Here is a 16,057-nt window from a genome sequence, read left to right on the forward strand (position 1 = left end):
CCTTCGTGAATGCCAAAGGTGGCTCATGAAGCCACTATCACTTAATTTTGAATGGATTAACTTAGTGCAGTCATCTTCGGTGCCGGGCATGGCACCGATTACTGTGAGATTAACAGCGGAACAGATGCAGTGTGCAGGTTTCACTCGATATCTTTTAAAGGCCAAAGTACGATATGGTCTTCTATATATTTCACTTTGGTTTCGCAGGTCACTTTATTCTGAATCGACATCCCCGCCTTATGCATCGCCTCCTTTGAGCCTGTGATTAACGGGTGCCAGGAGGGAAGCTCTCGTCCAAGGTGCAGTCGACGGTAGGCACAGCTGTCGGGTAACCAGGTAAGTTCGGCAACATTATCTACGGTAACCTGAGTACAGGAGGGAACAAAATTAAAACGCTGTACATAGTGGACACAATGCCCGTCAGAGGGATCTAACAACTTACATGCAGCATTTGTATAATAAAGATCTTCGGTTTCATCGTCGATCAACTTGTTTAAACAACACTTACCACAACCATCACAAAGAGACTCCCACTCTTGGGTATCCATCTCTGCTAAGGTTTTACTCTTCCAAAACGACATGATTAATTTCTATAAAAAAGCCCACTTTCGCGGGCCATTTTACACTATTTTATCGCAGGATACTTGATCCTCTCGGAAAGATAGGTCACCGAGATAGCGAAATAGTCCGATTCCTGCCACTTTAACAGGGCCCGATAGTTGTCATAGATAAGGTATTTCCTGCCCTTTTCTCCATCGGGCAGAATTAAGGAGATCTGCATATCTTCACGAGCCGGAAGCTTACTGCCGTCGAAACGGGTCACTCCGAGTGATGACCATTGGGAGAATGTCTTCTTAACCCCAAGCGAAGCAAGCGAGGTGTCAAACGTCTTCGGAATTTGCACCTGTCGCCCCCAGGTGCCGTCACCTTGCCAACCGGCCTGCTGCAGATAGTAAGCCAGTGAGGCGAAGATATCCTGTGTGTTATTCCAGATATCTCTCTTTCCGTCACCATCCCCATCCTGAGCAAACTTGAGGTATTGGCTCGGGGTAAATTGAGTCTGGCCGATAGTTCCGGTCCAGCTTCCTTTGAGAGCATCAAAGTCGATACTATCTCGCTCTAAGATGGCTAATGCCGCGAAAAACTGCTCTTTAAAGAAGGCTTCTCTCTCTCCTTCATAGGCCGAAGAGGCCAGAACAGAAAACAGCGGAAGATGGCCCGAATCTGTGCCAAAATCTGCAATGATGCCCCACAGGGCAAGGATAAACCTGGGTTGAACACCATACTTAGACCCGATAGCTTCCAACTCTGCTCTGTGAGTCTTAAACAGGGATCTGGCCTTTTCGACTTTCCACTCGGGAACGACATGGGGCAGATAGGTTTCCAGTGATGATTTAGGCTCACTCGGTGCCTTATCGGCAAAAACAGCACGTTTAAAGGGTTTTATTTTCGCAACAACACTATCTAGGGTAGTGCTGTCGATCCCCTGCGCTTTCGCATCCGACTTCAATGAATCCAGATATTGAGTAAAACTCTGACTTTCCTGACTCTCTTGTGCTACGGCAATTTGCAATGAACCACTTAGTACGGCTGCAGCAAATACAGCTCCAAGTGTCTTCCAAACCATATCGACTCCCTCTACTTTACCCTATCCTTTGCAGTCCTAATCTCGGCTGTAGCCGATCTCCTGCTTATGTTGTTCCAATAAATTAACTTTCGGTGGGGGGAGTTGCAAGTAATAACCCTTTTCGACAAGCTCGGCTCTGACTTTTTCTATATCGGCGAAGCCTAAATGATCACGCTTCATAATAGGGAGCATCATCACTAACTCCGGATCACCGAACATCTCCATCAGAGCCTCGGGTACCCGCTCAAACTCATTACGCTTTTCAACAAAAAGGTAGCTGTCGACCTTGCGTCGACTCTTATATACAGCACAGATCATATACTATCTATTTTCCAAACTATTCAACTTGCCAGTCACGAAGCCACACTATAACATGGACGGTCATTAATATAATGCAAATCAGCGCCAAGTCTGATTATTTTACAAAGAGCAATGTCGCAATGCAGACACCCAGCCTAGAGTTAAAAGGCTCATCTTTTACGCTTTCTGTACTTCATATCAATAGTATTGATCTGGAAAAGGTGGCGGCAGAACTAGATAGTAAACTTGCTATCGCTCCCCAGTTTTTTATCGGCGCCCCCCTTGTCGTTAATCTCAGCGCTATCACCGACCCGAGTTTTAATCTGGCCGCACTTAAAGATCTACTGATTTCCCGGCAATTAGTCATTGTTGGCATCACCGCGGCCATTAACACCTTGTCTGAACAGGCTAAAGTACTGGGGCTCGCCATCATAAAATCGGGTAAGCAGACTCAATCACAACCACAACTTCCCAAAACAACCAAATTAGTAAAACAAAATGTTCGTTCCGGACAACAGATCTATGCTAAAAATGGTGATCTTGTGGTGATTGGTACTGTAGGTAATGGCGCAGAGGTCATTGCCGATGGTAGCATTCATGTATATGGCACACTACGTGGCAAAGCCATGGCAGGCGCGTCCGGTGATAAACACGCGGTCATCATCGCCCGTTCACTGGAAGCCGAGCTCGTTTCAATAGCCGGTCAATATTGGCTGGCAGAAAATATTCAAGCCAACAGCACAACAAAAAGCGGCTGTATTCGTCTCGATGGTGAGTCACTCACCATAGAATCACTGCCTCTTTAAGACAGAAAAAGGAAAGAACAACACATGACACAAATTATTGTTGTCACCTCAGGTAAAGGCGGCGTAGGTAAGACTACTTCCAGTGCCGCAATTGCAACCGGGTTGGCATTAAAGGGACACAAGACTGTCGTTGTAGATTTTGATATCGGACTTCGTAACTTAGATCTGATTATGGGTTGTGAGCGTAGAGTCGTTTATGACTTCGTCAATGTCATTAATGGCGAAGCGAACCTTAATCAGGCTTTAATCAAGGACAAACGTTGCCCCAATTTATTTGTACTTCCTGCCTCTCAGACGCGTGATAAAGATGCACTTACAAAAGAGGGCGTCGGTCGTGTACTCGATGATCTGGCTAAGGAGTTCGAGTTCATCATCTGCGACTCTCCTGCAGGTATCGAAACCGGCGCTATGATGGCTCTCTACTTTGCCGATATTGCCATTGTCACAACAAATCCGGAGGTAAGCTCGGTACGTGATTCAGACCGAATCCTGGGTATGTTGCAGAGTAAGTCCAAGCGTGCAGAACTGAGTCTGGAACCGGTAAAAGAGTTCCTGCTATTAACCCGCTACTCACCCTGCCGTGTAAGCACAGGTGAGATGTTGAGCGTAGAAGATGTTGAAGAGATCCTGGCTATCCCGTTAATCGGTGTTATCCCAGAATCTCAAGCCGTTCTTAAAGCATCAAACTCGGGTGTGCCTGTGATCATGGATCAGGAGAGTGATGCCGGTAAAGCGTACAGTGACAGCGTCGATCGCTTGCTGGGCGAAGAGCTTCCTTTACGATTTGTAACTGAAGAGAAGAAAGGCTTTTTAAAAAGGATATTTGGTAGCTAACTATGTCTTTACTAGATTATTTCAAAAGTAAAAAGAAGCCTGCCACGGCTGCTACAGCCAAAGAGCGTCTGCAGATCATCGTTGCCCATCAACGGGGAGAGCGGGATGCACCTGATTACTTCCCCCAGATGAAGCAGGAGATCGTCGAGGTGATTAAAAAGTACGTGCATATCGACCCGGATCAGGTCTCGGTTCAGCTCGACCAGAATGATGATAAACTTTCAGTACTCGAACTGAATGTGACTCTGCCTGAGAAGTAGCCGCAGATCACATAAACCATACACAAAAAAACCGCGATTAAATCAATAATCGCGGTTTTTTCATCTATAGGTAGCAAAAATCAGAGCTGAGCTAGCTGATGTTTAACTCGGCCAGTGGTGAAGCTAGGATCTCTGCGCGCCAACCACTCAACAGCAGTGGCAGTTCACCACGCTTACCGTCCCACAGCCACTGCAGGTATTCATGAATGTATCGCTTAGAGCCAAGCAGTTCTATCGCAATATCATGCTGTTCAGACAAGGCGGTCAGGCAGTTCTTAATCGCCTTGAATGATGATTTATAGCCATTTTTAAGCGCTAAAACATCGATCGGTTTAGGAGGGTTGTCGAGATCGGCACTGCCGAGCAGCGCTAACAGATCTTTGCCATGCACTCTCTTCTCCTGATCCGTCAGCTCAATCATCTTATTGAGCTCACTTAGGCTCTTGGGCTGCTTCTTTGCCAATCCAATCAAGGCGTGATCTTTCACCACAAAGCCAACGGCAAGATCCCGCTTCAATGCCTTGTTCAGTCGCCATTTAGCCAACACCTTAAGGTAAGCTAACTGCCTTGAGCTGAGTTGAAAGGCATTCTTGACCTTAAGGTATGCCTGTTCGGGATCCGGTGGCGTTAAGCGCCCCTGGGTCATACGCTCCCCCTCTTCAAATACCCAGTCGAGCCGGTTTCTGTCTTCCAGTTTCTGAATCAATTGAGGGTATAACTCATAGAGGTAGTAGACATCGTTGGCCGCATAGTTGAGCTGAGCATCGCTCAGCGGACGTTTCATCCAATCGGTTCTGGACTCACCTTTATCCAGAGTAATATTCAGTGTCTGTTCGACCAGTTTGGCATAACCCAGCCCATGGCCGAAACCGCACAGGGAAGCGGCGATCTGGCTATCGAAAAGGCGAAACGGCTGACACTTACCATTTCGGGCAAATACCTCAAGATCTTCACTGCAAGAGTGCAAGACAGTGGTAATTTCAGGTTCGGAAAGCAAACTCCAGAACTCTGATAAATTGCCTACAGATATCGGATCGATCAATGCTAACGTTTGGCCATCATAAGCCTGTATTAAACCCAGTCGGGCATAATAGGTGCGAGTTCTAACGAACTCAGTGTCCAATATCAGCAAAGGACTCTGACGGTACTTAGATACGAGCTCAGTTAAGCTCGCATCGTCATCGATATATTGAAACGCTAACAAGGTGTTCTCCCGGAAAATGGCACACTACAAAAATAAAAGCCGGCTGATAGCCGGCTAGAAAGCAAGGTAAAGCACTCAATATGTGCCCCAGAGATCGTTAACTAGGCTTAACTTCATCCCTCAACTCTCTACGCAGAATTTTTCCTACGTTTGATTTCGGTAGCTCGTCTCTGAATTCTACCAGCTTAGGAACTTTATATCCCGTTAAATGCTTACGACAATGTGTGATGAGCTCTTTTTCGGTCAAAGATTTATCATTTCTAACGACAAACACCTTTACCGCTTCACCGGAGAGTTCATTGGCAACACCGATGGCCGCAACTTCAACCACCTTAGCATGAAGGGCTACCACCTCTTCGACTTCATTTGGAAATACATTAAAACCAGAAACCAGAATCATATCTTTCTTACGATCGACAATGAAAAAGTAGCCATCCTTATCCATGTAACCGATATCACCCGTCGCCAGATAGCCTTGACTATCGATAACACTTGCTGTCTCTTCCGGGCGTTGCCAATAGCCTTTCATCACCTGCGGCCCCTTGGCAAACATCTCACCTATCTCACCCTGTGGCAGCACATTACCGGCGTCGTCCCGAATCTGGATATCTGTCATCGCCACCGGAAAGCCTATCGAGCCGTTGTAGCCTTCAAGGTTATAGGGACAACAGGTAACCAAAGGTGCTGCCTCAGTCAGGCCGTAACCCTCCAGTAGTTTGGTCTTAGTGATACTCTGCCACTTATCTGCAACGGCGCGCTGTACAGCCATGCCGCCGCCAATAGACAACTTAACCTGCGAGAAATCCAGGTCGGCAAACTCAGGCGTGTTTACTAAGGCATTGAAAAGTGTGTTAACCCCCGTGATAGCCGTATAAGGATGCTTTTTCAGCTCGCTGATAAATGCCGGAAGATCTCTGGGGTTAGTAATAAGCAGGTTATTTGACCCCTTATGCATAAACAGCAGGCAGTTCACCGTTAATGCAAAGATGTGATACAGAGGCAGCGCCGTGACCACAAACTCTTTGCCGTTTATCAGCAGCGGCGAGTACGCAGCGTCAGCCTGCAGCAGGTTGCTTACCACGTTACCATGGCTAAGCATGGCCCCCTTGGAGACACCGGTTGTTCCCCCGGTATACTGCAGGAATGAAAGATCTTCGCTCACCAGTTCAGGTTTAACGTATTGCAGACGTTTTCCCTTAGACAAGGCCTTTCTCATTGAGATGGCGTGAGGCAGATCGTACTTGGGTACCATCTTCTTGATATATTTGACAACAAAGTTAACCAATGTTCGCTTAGGAGCACTGAGCAGATCACCCAGCCCGGTCAGGATCACACTCTCTACCGGTGTCTGGTCGACAACTTTCTCCAGGGTATGGGCGAAGTTTGATACAACAACAATGGCTTTGGCACCGGAGTCATTCAGCTGATGCTTCAGCTCCCTTGGCGTGTAGAGCGGGTTAACATTGACGACTACGAGTCCGGCACGCAATATACCGAACAGCGCAATCGGATATTGTAGTAAGTTGGGCATCATGATGGCGACCCGGTCGCCTTTAACCAGCTTAAGCTCATTTTGCAGATAAGCGGCAAAAGCACGGCTGCGCTCTTCCAGCTTACGATAAGTCAGCGTGGCACCCATATTTACAAACGCAGGCTGATCCGCATACTTCGACACTGATTTCTCAAACATATCGACAAGCGAATCATACTGGTTTACGTCAATTTCCGATGGTACATCATCGGGTAAGTTATCTATCCAAAGCTGTTGCACAAATCTCTCCTAATATCCCACATGCAGTGGATACAGACCACACTAGTCTGTAAAAAGCTTGTAAAACAACAAGCAATAACACTGGCTTTAATTTTTATTGTAAGCTCACCCTATTCATACGGGCGTTTTAATTTTGATCATCATCACATAAATAGAGTAAAAATCCTAGTCTCTTTTTAATCTGCGTCAGCGACATCCTCAGATAAATAATCTCTTATGGCCTTAGCCGTATTGACGGCATTCCCCATGTGCAGATGATGGTCACCTTCCAGCTCTACATATGAAAGCCGTTTAAACCAGGACTTTGCCTTAGGCAAAAGTGTATTTATTTGAGAGTAACCCCGATCCGCTATTATAAGTAATGTATTGGTGCTGTGGCCACTCATCAATGCATCAACTTGTTCAAATGTCAGCCGAATAGGCGAATCTAATTTTAATCTGGGATCGCTGCGCCAACTAACGCCTATATCATGTTTCTGCATATTTCTGTCGACTAATAAACGACACCAGTTCTCATCCAGTCCGGTTAAACGCATTCTGGCTTTGACTGCGACCTCGATAGAGTCATAAACAGCCGGATCTTCATCTCGCTTCATTAAAAAGCGCCCATGGCTGATAAAGCTGTGCCTTAATCGCTGATTATTCCTGGATGCCTCCTCAAATAACGGACTGATCGCCTCAATCAGCACCAGCTTACCTACCCTCTCAGGAAACGCGGCAGTATAAGCAGAGGCGACGATGCCGCCTAAGGAGTGACCCACGATGGCCACAGGAGACTGTCGATGTGACAACCTGTCAACCAATAGCTCAAGATCATAGAGGTAATCGACCCAATGGAGAGGGTAAGCGCCAGGCCTATGCTCTGAGCCACCATGGCCCGGCCAATCGATCGCTAATACTTGGTATTCAGAAGACAACTCTTCAGCTAAGGGCTCAAAGCTGTTGGCATTATCTAACCAGCCATGAAGAGCGAGTATTAATGGCTTATCGGGCGCCCCCCATAGGCGGCCTGAAAGTCGGATATGAGGCAGTTGAAACTCAACCTCATTTTCGGGGGCGCAAGATTGCCACATATAACCTCAGTAGTCTGTTGCTTATTGACTGTTTTTGATGAATTTTAACGTCATGCGATCGCTCTCACCTATGGAGAGATAGCGCGCTTTATCCTGTGAGCCCAGCGCTAATCTGGGCGGCAGGGTCCAGACACCTTTAGGGTAATCCTTGGTGTCTTTAGGGTTGGCATTCACCTCTGAGCTCTCAACCAGGGTAAAGCCCACCTTTTCGGCCAGTGCTATCACTTCAGCCTGATCCATGTAACCGGTTTTTACATCCATTCCCGGCTTGGCCCTGTGCTCAACCACCCCGAAGGTACCACCGGGCTTGAGTACACTGTATGCCGACTCAAACACAGGCTCCAGATATCCCTTCATGGCCCAGTTGTGCAGGTTCCTGAATGTCAGAACGGCATCGGCGCTGTTATCATCCCCCAGACGATAGAAGTTGGGCGGATCGAAGGTTACCGTGCGCGCACTGCCTAGGTGAGTCTGATTTTCACTTAACCAGAGTTCAAACCTCTTGCCGGCCTTAGCCCGAAAGCCATTGCGCTGTTTTTCATCAACAGGGTTGGTATCGAAATTACCGGCGATATAACTGCCGTGCTCGGTAAGATAGGGAGCAAGGATCTCGGCATACCATCCGCCTCCGGGCCACAACTCAATCACGGTATCAGATGGCTGAATATTAAAAAATTTCAGTGTTTCTAATGGGTGGCGGAACTCATCGCGCGTGATATTTTTAGCCTGCCTGAATTCACTGTTAACCGCATCGGTCAGACCTTGGAACTGATCACTCTCTCCGTGAGCCAGGGCTCCCGTACTCAGAATCGACGCAATTAATACACTTAACCCCACTAGCTTCTTTTTCATTTTCTCTTCCTTGTATGATGTAAAAACACTCAATAAACCTAACAGCTTGATCGATTAAAATCCAAGTTCAAATTGATTCAAAAAGCTTTTTTACATTTCACTGTCGCACTTTGGCTGCACTATCTACCCGTCGCCAACAGAGAAGAAGCATCACCGCACTGATTGCCAACCAAGTCATGACCCATATCCAGGCCGGGATCCAGGTTTGAGAGGCCAGCATGGCCGCATCCCCTTTTCCACTCAGGCCAAATAAGACAGTTGGGCTGGCCAATGCATTAAGCATGATCATCAAAGCCATCACCCGCAGGGCGCTCCCTAAAAATCGGTTGTGACTCAGTTTTAACGGCAGTAAAAACAGCACCGCCAAACAGGCGAGAATAGTGATGGTGAGCGGGTCCCGGCCCCACATCAAGGTCGTAATGACAACGGCAGAGCCCAGCAGAGCAAAGCTCAAACGGATCCCTTTTGGCCAGGTAGCAAGGATAAAGATCAGGTACCCCCACAGCGCGGCCCCCAGATAACCACTGAATCCTATTACAACAGGCGAGCCCCCCTGACTGAAACACAGACCAGCCCCATTAGGAAAAAGTTGAATATGGCTGACCACGCCGCCGGTTAGCAGGGTAGCCAAACCATGTGACAACTCATGGAAATAACTTTCGAGCCATTTAAACGGCACACTGATATAAGGAAGGCGGGTGATAACCAGAGCAAACACCAGCTCTATAAGAAAACGGCTACGCCCGGGGGCACCGGAGATTCTCTCACGCGTCAGGGCACCGACCGATGGCGAGGGTTCAGGCATAGGTATCGATACCGACCATCTGTTGAATGGCTTCTCTTTGCGCCGCATGTTGATTAAATAGGTACTGAGCAACGGCCCCTTCGGCTCCCTGTGTCTGTTGCTCATATTCCAGCTTCGCCCCTAAGCGGGACTCCAGCTCATCTGCTGAGGGAGCTTGAGGCAAGGTCGCCAGAGGCTGTTGCAGCGAACTCTCGACTTCGCCCTGCCCCGCGCCGGGCCTTGTACCGGGCTCAACTCCCGGGCTTTTCTTTGACTGCTCAACCTGATGTGTGACTTCAACCTGAGCCGCGCCCTTAACATTCGCGGACGACACGCTCGAGGCGTTAGCCGCATTAGGTGCAAAAAGATTCGGTTGAATTTGCATTACTTTCATCCTTCACATCAGGTTAATCGGTCACCGGTTATAACAGTTATCCCCGGTCTGCAGTCGTGGCCTCTATTCGCGCCCCGGTAGTTTCTTCCAGGTGACGGTATCACGCAGATACACGGGAGCCAACTCGTCAACGGCTGTGCTCATCCCCTTTTGAAAACCGTCTTTGGCCAGTGCTAACATCGCTTTGGCATCCGGAAACTTAACCGTCTTGGCCGGAACGATATTCTCTGACAGGGTCAATAGCTCAGGATAAGCATCGAAAGCGGTACCACATGCAACAATTGGCTGACTGACATCCAGCGTTAGCGGGACATCTGCCGGGGAGCAAACAAGCTCTGCATCAACAGGTTCAGCCAAGCCATTTTTGACGATAAATTGTCCCCAGTATACCTCACCCATTCTGGCATCGATGGCGGCAATGATCTGCTCTCCACCCTGCTCATCGAATACGGCCTGAGCCATGGTTTGAAGCGACGACAATCCCAGAACCGGTAGGTCCTGCCCCAGGGCCAGACCTTGCGTCATACTGGTACAGATCCTGATACCGGTGAAGCTTCCCGGGCCACGACCGTAGGCGATCAGATCAACATTGTGCAGTTGAATATTCGCCTGAGATAGCACCGAGTCGACCATAGGTAAAATACGTTGGCTATGCTCACGTGGCGCATCGGCCTGCTCGGAATAGATCTTACCGCCCGAAAGCAGGGCCGCAGAACACGACTCAGTGCAGGTGTCTAGTGCTAACACGGTTAGCTCTTCAAGGTTTTTCTGTTTATCTGTCATTTAATACCACAAGCAAATGGGCCTGTACCGACACAGCCTCGAGACTGCGGAGATAGCGGCAATTATGCCTGCAACTCCTGCGTTATCTTCTCAGTGTGTAAACACATATCTCTGAATAATTTAAGCCGATTATACCTAAGAAAAAGTGCATCAATAAGAGTCAAAATTATAAAAGCCCATCAAAAATACCCGTTTCGGCTAAAAAAACGGCAAATCAGCGCCTGTGCCGTAAAAAATTCAGTAGATTTCGGGTCACCCACTCATCATCGACCGCAGAGGAGAGCGACACGATACCTGTCTCGACCCTTTGCGGCGAGATGGCCTCACGTCTCCTTAGCATGAGATCGCGTACATAACTTTTACTGAACTCAGGGTGCCCTTGGATCCCTAAGAAATGGTCGCCTAACTGCATCATATAGCAGGGGCAGAATTCACTACCCGCGATGAGTTCAGCCCCCGGTGGCATCCTTGTCACCTGATCACTGTGACTCACTACTAATGCAAACCGCTCCCGCTCCCCCTCCATCCAGGTGGGCCGCTTTTTTACCGCCGTCGACATCACGCCGATCCCCCAGCCTTTGGCCGAGTTAACGACTTCCCCCCCCAGCGCCTTCGCCATCATCTGATGGCCGAAACAGATCCCGACAAACTTCTTTTTTAACTGATTCAAGCGGACGATAAAAGCCTCAAACTCAGCGATCCAGTGCGCATCATCGTTAACACTGTATCGACTCCCGGTGGAGACATAGGCATCACATTCATCTATCGACTCAGGGTAAAGCCCATCAATCACCGGATACACATTGATCACAATCCGCTCATCGACCGAGCCAAATAGCGTAGCGAACATCTGCGGGTAGCTTCCATGTTTATCTTTCAAAGACTCGGCAACATCGTCACAAAGCAGCAAGCCAACTCTCATCCCCCCTCCCTATGCCCCTTTATGGCCTACTTAAAGTGATTAGTTGAACTGACAGCCCAGCCATCACAATCGCCCCTCAACCGCATCGGTAAAGAGCTCGGCATAATCAGCGGCCGTCAGACTCACCGGATTTCCTCCCGCCGCCGCATCTTTTGCCGCCATCTCACCGACTAACTGAACATCTTCCAGCGTTATGCCAATCTCGGCCAGTGAAAAGGGAATATCCAGCCGTGCCCGAAACAGTAAAACCCATTCAAAAAAGCTATCGAACCCCGGATGATCGAGCTCAAGATATCTGGCTAAGCGGGTGATCCTCTCCTCTATCTCATCTCGGTTTCTCTTTAACACATAGGGCATCAGGATTGCGTTAAGCAAACCATGGTGTTTGTTATACAGAGCGCCGAGAGAGTGAGCCAGAGCATGCATTCCGCCCAGCCCTCGCTGAAAACTGGTGGCCCCCATACTGGAAGCCACCAGCATCTGGGTTCGCGCCTCGATATTTTTACCGTCTTCGAATGCAACCGGAAGAAAGTTCTTAATCAGCCGTATGGCCTCCAGCGCGATCCCCTCTGCCATGGGGTGATAAAGAGGCGCACAAAATGCCTCAAGGTTATGAGATAGCGCGTCCAGGCCGGTCGCAGCGGTGATATGAGGTGGCAGGTCCAGTGTCAGGCGGGGATCGAGCAAGACTGTAGCCGGGAGCATGGCGGGATGAAAGATAATACGCTTCACATGATACTCGCCGTCGGTATCAGTGATCACCGCCGCACGACCGACCTCAGAGCCGGTTCCGGCTGTGGTCGGTACGGCAACCACAGGCACCATATTATCCACATCGATCCGCTTCCAGTTATCGCCAACATCCTCCGCCTGCCAAAGAGAGATCGACTGCTTAGCCATCAGGGCGATCGCCTTACCCGTGTCTAAACTTGAACCTCCGCCCAACGCGATAACACCGTCGAACTCACCGCTGTTGAATACCTCTATCCCATTTCTGACATTTTCGCCTGTAGGGTTGGCTTGTATATCACAAAACAGTCCGGTGACTAAGCCAGCCTCTTTGCATTGAGCCAATACCTGCGACACCAATGGCAGCTCAGCCAGGGCGGGATCGGTCACCACTAATACGTGACTCATCGCTAAATTCAGGCACTTCTCACCTATCTGTGAGATACAGCTATCGCCAACGGTAATGGCGGTCGGATAATGCCAGTTTGCAAATAGTTCCATCTATCGCTCCATAATCTACTCAGGTCAAAAAATCGAGGTCATGCTCAAACCGCTATCTCAAGGGCGTTTGGATATAGTCAGTGCCGTTCTCAAAGGAGATGGCTTACTCATGTTTAATGTAAAATGATTTGGGTCGGGTCAGGTTGTCGAAACCAAATTGAGACAGACTGCAACCTCGCCCGGACTGCTTTACCCCAATCCAGGCCAGAGCCGGATCCAGATAATCACATCGGTTGAGGAAAAAGGTGCCGGTTTCGATAAGCTCGCCCAAGGCAACGCCGGTTTCGACATCTTTGGTAAAGATACAGGCAGTTAAGCCAAACTCACTGTCATTCATCAGCTCAAGCGCCTGTTTATCATCACTGACCTTCATGATCCCCATCACCGGGCCAAATGTCTCCTCTCTCATCACCCTCATCCTGTGATTAACCTCTGTCAGTATCTGGGGCGCAAGATAAGCCGTGCCCTCAACACTCATCTCGAACAGGGATTCATCGATATGTGCCACCGCTCCCTGTGCAATCGCCTCCTTCACCTGGGCGCGAACAAAGTCCGCGGCGCCACTTCTGACCATAGGTCCAAGGGTGGCATCGGGATCGTCGGCCCGCCCCAGTTTATATTGCAGGGTTAATGCCACCGCCTGTGCAACGAACTCATCGTAGACGCTACGATGCACATAGACTCGCTCTATACCGCAGCAGGACTGTCCGGAGTTGAAGAAGGCGCCATCGACGATACTCGCGACGGCTTTTTCAATGTCGGCGTCCTTTCGAACATAGGCGGGATCTTTCCCCCCCAGCTCTAACCCCACTCCGATAAATCGCCCCTGAGCGGCCTTCTCAACCTCAACTCCGCCTTGCACCGAACCTGTAAATGCGACGTAGTCGATCGCTTCAGAGGCGATAAGCTCTTTTGTGCTCTCGTGACTCAGATGCAGGAACTGAAATATCCCTTCAGGTAACCCTGCTTCTTTAAATGCCTGATAAAAACGCTCGGCGCACAGTGGGGTCTGGGCCGAATGCTTCAAGATGACGCAGTTACCCGCTAACAAGGCCGGAATAATGGCGTTAACCGCAGTTAAGAAAGGATAGTTCCAGGGAGCAATAACCAATACGATCCCCACAGGCTCACGTTTGATATAGCGGGTCAGCCCCGGCTTCTCCAGTAGAGTCCGGGTAGCAAGAACTTCGTCACAGATACTGATCATATATTCGCTGCGCTCGGCAACGCCATGGAGCTCACCGCCGCTATAGCGAATGGGGCGGCCCATCATACAGCTCAGCTCCAGGGCGACCTCCTCTTTATGACTCAACAAGATATCAATCGCTCTCTGGCACACCAGTTTACGTTCATCCAGCGCAGTCGCCTTCCAGCTCAACTTAGCCTTAACGGCCCTATCTACAGATGCCCTGACCTCTTCTTTCCCTGCCAGCCGTCGGCTCACATATACGGTGCCATCACTGGGGGAGATGGTCTGTTGCTCAACATCGACGGGCGCTTTGCCACCTTCTCTATTCACTTCCAAACCGGCTTGCTGTGACTTTGTCATCGCCGAAACACCTCTCACTGAAATTGATTTTTATCGATAAACGCCAATATGGGTCAGATAATTTCAAAGTAGCGCTCCATCTCCCAATCACTCACATGTTTTCGGAACTCACGCTCCTCCCATTCACGGGTTAAGGCGTAGTGTTCAACAAACTCTTTACCGAAATAGCGCTTGGCGGCATCAGCTTGCTTAAATTTCTGACTGGCCTCCCAAAGGGTCGATGGTAAAGCGACAGACGCATCATGCGCTTGCTCATAGGCATTCCCTGTGACCTGTTCCCCAGGCTCCAGCTTATTCTCAATGCCATACAGTCCACTTGCTAATGCTGCCGCCAGCGCCAGATAGGGGTTAGCGTCTGCAGCCCCCAAACGATACTCCACACGTTGAGACTTGGCGGTTCCCGGGATAACCCTCAGCGCGGTAGTACGGTTTTCCACTCCCCAGGTCGCATCCGTTGGGGCCCAAAAACCCGGTATCATGCGTGAATAGCTATTTATGCTGGGGGCGATCATGCAGAGAAAATCGGCCATCAGACATTGTTGCCCCGCCAGGAAGTGACGTTGAAGCTGGCTCATATTGTGAGCCTGACTGGGATCGTAAAATGCCGAAGAACCATCTTGATTTTGCAGTGAAAGATGGATGTGACCACTCTGCCCCGGGTAATCATCAGACCACTTGGCCATAAACGTCGCCATCAGGCCACGCCTTTGTGCCAGCACTTTCATAAAGGTTTTAAACAGCGCCCCCTTATCTGCTGCCTCAGCGATACTATCGACGGCGATGGCCGCCTCTATCACGCCCGGTCCGGTTTCAGAATGAATCCCCTCTACGGGAAAATCCATGGTCTCGGCCATAGAGAGAATGTCTTGATACAGATCAGAGTGCACCGAGTTACGGATCATCGAATATCCAAACCAGTCAGGGGTGACTGTCTCTAAATTTCGGTAGTGCTTTTCACGTATTGAGTGCGGTGTTTCATTAAATAGGAAGAACTCATACTCCAACGCCGCCATTGCAGAGAACCCCATCTTACCGGCCTTATCTATCACTCTGCGTAATACTCCGCGGGGACAGAGCGACTCGGCGCCCTTGGCAAATTCGGCGATAAAGAGCAGCATCCCCTCTTCGCCCGCCACATCCCGGCAGGTGTGAGGCAGTATCCGTACCGGTGCATCGGGGTAACCTGTGTGCCAGCCGGTATATTTGGCACTGTCATAGAGCTGATCTTTCATGTCCCAGCCGAGCACGACATCACAGAAAGCAAAGCCGCGCTCTAGAGACGAAAAAAACTTCGCCTTAGACATATATTTGCCGCGCATAACACCGTCGATATCGAACAAACCAACCTTAACATGGGTTAATTTGCGCTCTTCAACAATAGCCATAGCGTCGCTGATACTCTTGACCTGCCTCGCTTCCATAATTGCGCTTCCTTATCTGCGATACCATTGTGTAGATTTCGACATTACAGTGTTTTGAGATCTTGTCCGGAAGATATATAGATTAAGAATAGCCCGTTTATCAAACAGCTGTAGTTCATTTATCAGAGTTTAACGCTCCTTGTTGCCGGCTCACTTCATAGAAAGCTTTACCACTGAACGAGCAGGCTACACCGTGTTATGTGCTGGCGTGAAAGCAGTTTAAATCCCCAAACGAAGCCCTTACACC

The 16,057-nt window shown here is 49.2% G+C and carries 17 protein-coding genes; 3 read left to right on the plus strand and 14 right to left on the minus strand.

Annotated elements, in window-relative coordinates; genetic code table 11:
• Positions 1–140: 140 nt before the first annotated feature.
• The 3 genes from Q1B47_RS03915 to Q1B47_RS03925 are packed head-to-tail and all read right to left on the minus strand — an operon-like array spanning position 141 to position 1,945.
• On the minus strand, positions 141–581 hold the full coding sequence (locus Q1B47_RS03915) for a YcgN family cysteine cluster protein (RefSeq protein ID WP_299788945.1): 441 nt from the start codon (positions 579–581) through the stop codon (positions 141–143).
• A gap of 44 nt (positions 582–625) precedes the next feature.
• Positions 626–1,627: a lytic transglycosylase domain-containing protein gene (locus tag Q1B47_RS03920; RefSeq protein WP_299788948.1), complete on the minus strand. Its 1,002-nt coding sequence runs from the start codon at positions 1,625–1,627 to the stop codon at positions 626–628.
• A 36-nt stretch (positions 1,628–1,663) separates the two neighbouring features.
• Positions 1,664–1,945, minus strand: a complete 282-nt coding sequence (locus Q1B47_RS03925; RefSeq protein ID WP_299788951.1) for a YcgL domain-containing protein — start codon at positions 1,943–1,945, stop codon at positions 1,664–1,666.
• A 122-nt stretch (positions 1,946–2,067) separates the two neighbouring features.
• Here Q1B47_RS03925 and minC point away from each other — a divergent pair, with 122 nt between their 5' ends.
• The 3 genes from minC to minE are packed head-to-tail and all read left to right on the plus strand — an operon-like array spanning position 2,068 to position 3,827.
• On the plus strand, positions 2,068–2,733 hold the full coding sequence (minC, locus tag Q1B47_RS03930) for a septum site-determining protein MinC (RefSeq protein ID WP_299788954.1): 666 nt from the start codon (positions 2,068–2,070) through the stop codon (positions 2,731–2,733).
• Between the two features lie 24 nt (positions 2,734–2,757).
• Positions 2,758–3,567: a septum site-determining protein MinD gene (gene minD / locus Q1B47_RS03935; RefSeq protein ID WP_299788957.1), complete on the plus strand. Its 810-nt coding sequence runs from the start codon at positions 2,758–2,760 to the stop codon at positions 3,565–3,567.
• A 2-nt stretch (positions 3,568–3,569) separates the two neighbouring features.
• Positions 3,570–3,827 carry a cell division topological specificity factor MinE gene (gene minE, locus Q1B47_RS03940; protein ID WP_299788960.1) on the plus strand — a complete coding sequence of 86 codons (258 nt, stop codon included), beginning with the start codon at positions 3,570–3,572 and terminating at the stop codon, positions 3,825–3,827.
• Positions 3,828–3,918: 91 nt separating this feature from the next.
• On the opposite strand, the gene rnd is transcribed toward minE, so the two are convergent.
• The 11 genes from rnd to Q1B47_RS03995 form a co-directional block, all read right to left on the minus strand.
• Entirely contained in the window at positions 3,919–5,031 is a 1,113-nt protein-coding gene (rnd, locus tag Q1B47_RS03945; RefSeq protein WP_299788963.1) for a ribonuclease D, read from the minus strand.
• A gap of 97 nt (positions 5,032–5,128) precedes the next feature.
• Positions 5,129–6,802, minus strand: coding sequence for a long-chain-fatty-acid--CoA ligase FadD (fadD, locus tag Q1B47_RS03950; protein WP_299788966.1), 1,674 nt, complete (start codon positions 6,800–6,802; stop codon positions 5,129–5,131).
• A gap of 176 nt (positions 6,803–6,978) precedes the next feature.
• Positions 6,979–7,875: an alpha/beta fold hydrolase gene (locus tag Q1B47_RS03955; RefSeq protein WP_299788970.1), complete on the minus strand. Its 897-nt coding sequence runs from the start codon at positions 7,873–7,875 to the stop codon at positions 6,979–6,981.
• 21 nt (positions 7,876–7,896) lie between these two features.
• Positions 7,897–8,727, minus strand: coding sequence for a methyltransferase (locus tag Q1B47_RS03960; RefSeq protein ID WP_299788973.1), 831 nt, complete (start codon positions 8,725–8,727; stop codon positions 7,897–7,899).
• A 97-nt stretch (positions 8,728–8,824) separates the two neighbouring features.
• Positions 8,825–9,532, minus strand: a complete 708-nt coding sequence (locus tag Q1B47_RS03965) for a M50 family metallopeptidase (RefSeq protein ID WP_299788976.1) — start codon at positions 9,530–9,532, stop codon at positions 8,825–8,827.
• Complete coding sequence (locus Q1B47_RS03970) at positions 9,525–9,896, minus strand: hypothetical protein (RefSeq protein WP_299788979.1); 372 nt, start codon at positions 9,894–9,896, stop codon at positions 9,525–9,527. The genes Q1B47_RS03965 and Q1B47_RS03970 overlap by 8 nt, the downstream gene beginning before the upstream one ends.
• Before the next feature lie 72 nt (positions 9,897–9,968).
• Positions 9,969–10,688 (minus strand): tRNA (adenosine(37)-N6)-threonylcarbamoyltransferase complex dimerization subunit type 1 TsaB, encoded by a 720-nt coding sequence (gene tsaB, locus Q1B47_RS03975; protein ID WP_299788982.1) that lies wholly within the window; start codon positions 10,686–10,688, stop codon positions 9,969–9,971.
• Between the two features lie 214 nt (positions 10,689–10,902).
• Entirely contained in the window at positions 10,903–11,610 is a 708-nt protein-coding gene (locus tag Q1B47_RS03980; RefSeq protein ID WP_299788985.1) for a GMP synthase, read from the minus strand.
• A gap of 63 nt (positions 11,611–11,673) precedes the next feature.
• Positions 11,674–12,840: an iron-containing alcohol dehydrogenase gene (locus Q1B47_RS03985; protein ID WP_299788988.1), complete on the minus strand. Its 1,167-nt coding sequence runs from the start codon at positions 12,838–12,840 to the stop codon at positions 11,674–11,676.
• A gap of 103 nt (positions 12,841–12,943) precedes the next feature.
• On the minus strand, positions 12,944–14,389 hold the full coding sequence (locus tag Q1B47_RS03990; protein ID WP_299788991.1) for an aldehyde dehydrogenase family protein: 1,446 nt from the start codon (positions 14,387–14,389) through the stop codon (positions 12,944–12,946).
• A gap of 53 nt (positions 14,390–14,442) precedes the next feature.
• A complete protein-coding gene (locus tag Q1B47_RS03995; RefSeq protein ID WP_299788994.1) occupies positions 14,443–15,810 on the minus strand; it encodes a glutamine synthetase in 1,368 nt (455 codons plus the stop codon).
• Positions 15,811–16,057: the final 247 nt, after the last annotated feature.

The sequence above is a fragment of the uncultured Shewanella sp. genome, from assembly GCF_947501225.1.
In the GTDB taxonomy this organism is placed as follows: Bacteria; Pseudomonadota; Gammaproteobacteria; order Enterobacterales; family Shewanellaceae; genus Shewanella.

Excerpts from the sequence above, each read along its gene's own strand:
- Q1B47_RS03980 (WP_299788985.1), bottom strand. The coding sequence starts at position 11,610 with ATGAGAGTTGGCTTGCTGCTTTGTGACGATGTTGCCGAGTCTTTGAAA.
- Q1B47_RS03915 (WP_299788945.1), bottom strand. The coding sequence starts at position 581 with ATGTCGTTTTGGAAGAGTAAAACCTTAGCAGAGATGGATACCCAAGAG.
- minD (WP_299788957.1), top strand. The coding sequence starts at position 2,758 with ATGACACAAATTATTGTTGTCACCTCAGGTAAAGGCGGCGTAGGTAAG.
- Q1B47_RS03960 (WP_299788973.1), bottom strand. The coding sequence starts at position 8,727 with ATGAAAAAGAAGCTAGTGGGGTTAAGTGTATTAATTGCGTCGATTCTG.
- tsaB (WP_299788982.1), bottom strand. The coding sequence starts at position 10,688 with ATGACAGATAAACAGAAAAACCTTGAAGAGCTAACCGTGTTAGCACTA.
- Q1B47_RS03955 (WP_299788970.1), bottom strand. The coding sequence starts at position 7,875 with ATGTGGCAATCTTGCGCCCCCGAAAATGAGGTTGAGTTTCAACTGCCT.
- Q1B47_RS03985 (WP_299788988.1), bottom strand. The coding sequence starts at position 12,840 with ATGGAACTATTTGCAAACTGGCATTATCCGACCGCCATTACCGTTGGC.
- Q1B47_RS03965 (WP_299788976.1), bottom strand. The coding sequence starts at position 9,532 with ATGCCTGAACCCTCGCCATCGGTCGGTGCCCTGACGCGTGAGAGAATC.
- Q1B47_RS03995 (WP_299788994.1), bottom strand. The coding sequence starts at position 15,810 with ATGGAAGCGAGGCAGGTCAAGAGTATCAGCGACGCTATGGCTATTGTT.
- Q1B47_RS03920 (WP_299788948.1), bottom strand. The coding sequence starts at position 1,627 with ATGGTTTGGAAGACACTTGGAGCTGTATTTGCTGCAGCCGTACTAAGT.
- Q1B47_RS03990 (WP_299788991.1), bottom strand. The coding sequence starts at position 14,389 with ATGACAAAGTCACAGCAAGCCGGTTTGGAAGTGAATAGAGAAGGTGGC.
- Q1B47_RS03970 (WP_299788979.1), bottom strand. The coding sequence starts at position 9,896 with ATGCAAATTCAACCGAATCTTTTTGCACCTAATGCGGCTAACGCCTCG.
- Q1B47_RS03925 (WP_299788951.1), bottom strand. The coding sequence starts at position 1,945 with ATGATCTGTGCTGTATATAAGAGTCGACGCAAGGTCGACAGCTACCTT.
- minC (WP_299788954.1), top strand. The coding sequence starts at position 2,068 with ATGCAGACACCCAGCCTAGAGTTAAAAGGCTCATCTTTTACGCTTTCT.
- minE (WP_299788960.1), top strand. The coding sequence starts at position 3,570 with ATGTCTTTACTAGATTATTTCAAAAGTAAAAAGAAGCCTGCCACGGCT.